This window comes from Nguyenibacter vanlangensis, from assembly GCF_013376155.1.
Taxonomy (GTDB): domain Bacteria; phylum Pseudomonadota; class Alphaproteobacteria; order Acetobacterales; family Acetobacteraceae; genus Gluconacetobacter; species Gluconacetobacter vanlangensis.
Genome location: NZ_JABXXP010000244.1, coordinates 1 through 4,142, shown reverse-complemented (window position 1 = coordinate 4,142; position 4,142 = coordinate 1). Strand labels below are relative to the sequence as shown.

The window sequence follows — 4,142 nt, the reverse complement described above, 5'->3', positions numbered from 1 at the left end:
CAGCAGGCTCTCCTGGTTCACGCGCGGCGTCCGGCGCATTGTCAGGCTCCTCCAGTTCCGCAAACCAATGCCGCCATTATGGGCATCCGGATGAAACTGATGGGTGGTGAGGCCAACTCGCCATTCGCCCCGCCAAATTGCTCCAGAAGCATGGCACCGAATCTCGGATCGGCTTCACCGATCCGCACTGTGTACATCAGCTTTTTTACATGATGGTACATGACACATTCGCATATCTTCAAAATATAGCGCTTCCCCCGGTGGGTTTCGCAGTCCAGAAAGGGCGTTGCCATCATCGGCCTGGATCTGGCCAAGAACGTGTTTCAACCTGACTGCTAGGTATTCCCTTCCGTCCCACGTTGCTCCGGCTGGTGGGCATTGGCCTGCGGATTGCTGATCTGTTGAGCGATTTCGGAAAGCAGGGAATCGGTCCGCCTTTCCTCGCCCAGTGTTTCGTCCAGCAACTTTTCCGCATTTGAAAGGCCAAGATCGGCCGCCCATGTCTTCAACGTGCCGTAGCGGGTGATTTCATAATGCTCGATCGCCTGAGCGGTGCCGATCAGTACCGCGTCGGACGCCTCCGATCCACCAAACTCTTCCAGATCATCCTCCATTTCGGCAAGAATTCCCTGCATCGCCTCGCAGGTCTTGGAGCGCGGGGCCTTGCCGATAATTTCGAAGACCTGATTCAAGCGCTCGATATGCTGCATCGTTTCGCCACGGTGCGTCTCGAACGCCTCCCGCAACTCCGGTTCCTGCGCCACGCGCTCGGACCTCTTCAATGCCTTTACGATCTGCTTTTCAGCGAAATAGATATCTTTCAGCGTTTCATAAAACGCATCAGACAATGTCTTTTCTCTTGTCGACATGATGTCTTCCACTTCGTTTTTTACCATCTAGATCGGAACAGGTTCCGACTCTGGCCGAAGCGCCTCCGGCACTCACCGCCCGCTCGAAAAAGGATCCGTGGCTGCTAACAACCCCCGTCCGGGTGGAGTTTCGTCTCGGCGCTGGTTTAGTTTTTCGTCCTGTGGAACAGGATCGGAAAGGAGGAATGCGGTATACCGCTACCCAGCGTGAGGCGTCATCATCACCTTTATGCATCCTTCCCGTTTTGCACGAAAAGCCTCGTACAGCTCCGGACCATCTTCAAGTTTTGCACGATGGGTTATGATGCTGTCCGGCCGCAACCGGCCGGCAAGGATAAGATCCAGAAGCGGCCGCATATAGCGCAGCATGTGCGTCTGCCCCGTACGCAGGGTCAGGCCCTTTTGCATCAGCGCGCCCAGGGCGATGGGACCGACCTGGGCGACGAAGACCCCCGGCATGGACACTGTTCCGCCTGGACGGCAGGCCAGGATTGCCTGGTTCAAGGCAAAAGGCCGCTCGAAACTGGTCACGGCACCCATCACCACCGAGGCCACGCTCTGGGCCGTGGTCGCGCCGTGGCTTTCCAGCCCCACTGCTTCGATAACGGCGTCCGGCCCGGTTCCCTTGGTCATGGCCAGGATCTGTTCCTGCATGCCATGTCAACGCGCGCATGATGATTTCCCCCTGTCCGGGACACCTCCCGCATATGGCAGTCCGGTCCCCAAGAGACAGGAAAAATCTCCAACGTCCGGAACACGTCCCGGTGAGAGTACAAATGAGCCAATGGAACAGATAAATTTGACGATCTCTTCACGCAAGCTTGCGGCGTAGACATGCAACATCTGTGAACGTGGCGTCTTGTCTGACTGCCGGACGAATTCCGGCAGCTCGCTGCAAAGGAATCCGAGCCATGAGCAAGACGCCATCCGGGCACCTGCTTGACTGGCTGCGCGACGCGCATGCCATGGAAGAACAGGCAGAAAAGATGCTGCAGGCCCAGGCTGCCCGCCTTGAAAATTATCCTATCCTGCAGGAAAAAATTCGGCAGCACCTGGAGGAGACACGCCGCCAGGCCATTCTGATCCGCGGCTGTATCGAACGCCACGGCAGCAGCCCGTCCGGCCTCAAGGATACGGGCGGGAAGCTCATGGCCATGCTGCAGGGCCTGGGCGGTTCGCTGATGGCGGACGAAGTGATCAAGGGCTCCATGGCGAGCTACGCCTTCGAACATTTCGAAGTGTCCGCTTACGTGGCGCTGATCGCCACCGCCGAGTTCTGCGGCGACATCCAGACGCGTGACGTCTGCGCGCAGATCCTGGAGGAGGAAAAGGCCATGGCCAAATGGCTGGCGCAGGCCCTGCCGGAAACAGTGGGGCTGTTCCTGACCCGCGACAGCACAGAAACCGGCAGCGCGAAGCGATAGGCGGCCGGCCTCACCATGCCGCCGGGGCAGGACGCGACGGCGATGAAGAACTGGTCAGCGTCGCGATGTATGAACGTGACAGCCAACATCTCCATTGACTGGTTACGCATTTGGCGGCCTCGGCGCCGCTGCCGTTCACGATCGCCTTCGGCCTCGACGTTGTGATCGCCGCGGACCTTATGCTGGAGGGAGATGGTCGCGCGGGCGCATGGTCGGCGTAGCGTGTTCGGGCTGTGGTGCGTCTGGCCGATGGCGATACGGCGATCCAGCAACCCCTGATCCGCCGCACCGTTGATTCCGGGCCCTCCGACTGGCCGATGACTTTCGCGGTCATGCGGAAACCGACGGGCTTTTCCCGGTACGCCCACGTCACAGGCACAGTCCGAAACCTACGCAAAGGGGACCTGCGATGGCCGAGGCCGAAATCGTCCTGATGCGGCACGCCGAAAAGCCGGACAAGGCGCGCGACGAAATCGGCCTGTCCCCCACCGGCCGCCCGGACGAACACGCACTCGGCGCCCGGGGCTGGCAACCCGCGGGCGCGCTTGCCCTGTTGCTGGGCAGCGACCCGTGCGTCCAGGCGTCCTTGCCGACGCCCGACAGAATCCTCGCCTCCGCTTTTCGCAAGGATGGGGGCCACAGCCGCCGGCCGGAACAGACCGTATTGCGCCGGCCGCCGGGCGTGCATCTGGTCTACTGGGAGCGTGAAGGCCTGCCGGGCCCGGCAAGCGCGATCGCGCCGGACGCCCTGGCGGACATTCCCGAAAAACGGACATGGCCGGCGGAGCGTTTCGACGTGTTCTGGCGCCGTCCGCATCCGCGCGTGGCGGTTCACGCGGTCCAGCCAGTGCCTGCTGCCCGGCGATATGGACCGGCCCTTGACGCTGCGGGGCTGACGGCCCGCCCGTACGGATCCGGCCTCGACAAGGATCGATCCCATGAATGTAAGCGAGTTCGTCTGGCGTCGTCTTTGCGAATGGGGATTGCGCCGCGTCTATGGATATCCCGGCGACGGCGTCGGCGGTCTGGACGTCGCGCTGCAGAAGATGCTGGACCTGGGCATGGAATACGTCCAGGTCCGGCACGAGGAAATGGCGGCCTTCATGGCCTGCGCGCACGCCAAGTTCACCGGACAGATCGGCCTTTGCTACGCCACGTCGGGACCAGGCGCCATCCACCTTCTCAATGGCCTGTACGACGCCAAGCTGGACCATGTCGGGGTCGTCGCCCTGGTCGGACAACAGGCGCGATCGGCGATCGGTGCGCAGTACCAGCAGGAAATCGACCTGCAATGCCTGTTCAAGGACGTGGCCGGCGCATTCGTCGCCACCGCCTCCGTACCGTCGCAGGTACGGCACCTGGTCGACCAGGCGGTGCGGATCGCCGCCGCCGAACGGGCACCGACCTGCGTGATCCTGCCGAACGACCTGCAGGAATTGCCCTATGCCGACCCGCCGGTGGCGCATGGCGCGACCCACACCGGGACAGGCTTTCCCGACACGGCCATGGTGCCGGACGACGCAGCCCTGCACCGTGCCGCGGCGGTGTTGAACGAAGGACGCCGGGTCGCGAATCCTGGCCGGCGCGGGCGCGCTGGACGCGACCGACGAACTGCTGGCGGTGGCCGAGATGCTGGAGGCTGACGTGGCCAAGGCCCTGCTGGGCAAGGCCGCCCTGCCCGACGACCTGCCTTTCGTCACCGGATCGATCGGCCTGCTGGGCACCCAGCCATCCTGGGTGACGTGCTCCCCGAAAATTGGACCAGTTCGAGTTGGAATTTTCCACTTATGATCCCGTGCTCGGGATGAGGAGAGTTCCATGAAGGCATCGAAGTTCACCGAGGCGCAGA

General features: G+C 62.2%; 4 protein-coding genes and 1 pseudogene. 2 read left to right on the top strand and 3 right to left on the bottom strand.

The window, feature by feature from the left end:
* Positions 1 to 41: 41 nt before the first annotated feature.
* The 3 genes from HUK84_RS23790 to HUK84_RS11605 form a co-directional block, all read right to left on the bottom strand.
* Positions 42 to 197 (bottom strand): hypothetical protein, encoded by a 156-nt coding sequence (locus tag HUK84_RS23790; protein ID WP_374729323.1) that lies wholly within the window; start codon positions 195 to 197, stop codon positions 42 to 44.
* Positions 198 to 335: 138 nt separating this feature from the next.
* Positions 336 to 869 (bottom strand): YciE/YciF ferroxidase family protein, encoded by a 534-nt coding sequence (locus tag HUK84_RS11610; protein WP_176640437.1) that lies wholly within the window; start codon positions 867 to 869, stop codon positions 336 to 338.
* Between the two features lie 198 nt (positions 870 to 1,067).
* Positions 1,068 to 1,523: an MDR/zinc-dependent alcohol dehydrogenase-like family protein gene (locus HUK84_RS11605; RefSeq protein ID WP_176640436.1), complete on the bottom strand. Its 456-nt coding sequence runs from the start codon at positions 1,521 to 1,523 to the stop codon at positions 1,068 to 1,070.
* Positions 1,524 to 1,780: 257 nt separating this feature from the next.
* Between HUK84_RS11605 and HUK84_RS11600 the strand changes: the two genes are divergently transcribed.
* Complete coding sequence (locus tag HUK84_RS11600; RefSeq protein WP_176640435.1) at positions 1,781 to 2,293, top strand: ferritin-like domain-containing protein; 513 nt, start codon at positions 1,781 to 1,783, stop codon at positions 2,291 to 2,293.
* 938 nt (positions 2,294 to 3,231) lie between these two features.
* Positions 3,232 to 4,030 (top strand): annotated as a pseudogene (locus HUK84_RS11595) (thiamine pyrophosphate-binding protein); the annotation flags it as partial.
* Positions 4,031 to 4,142: the final 112 nt, after the last annotated feature.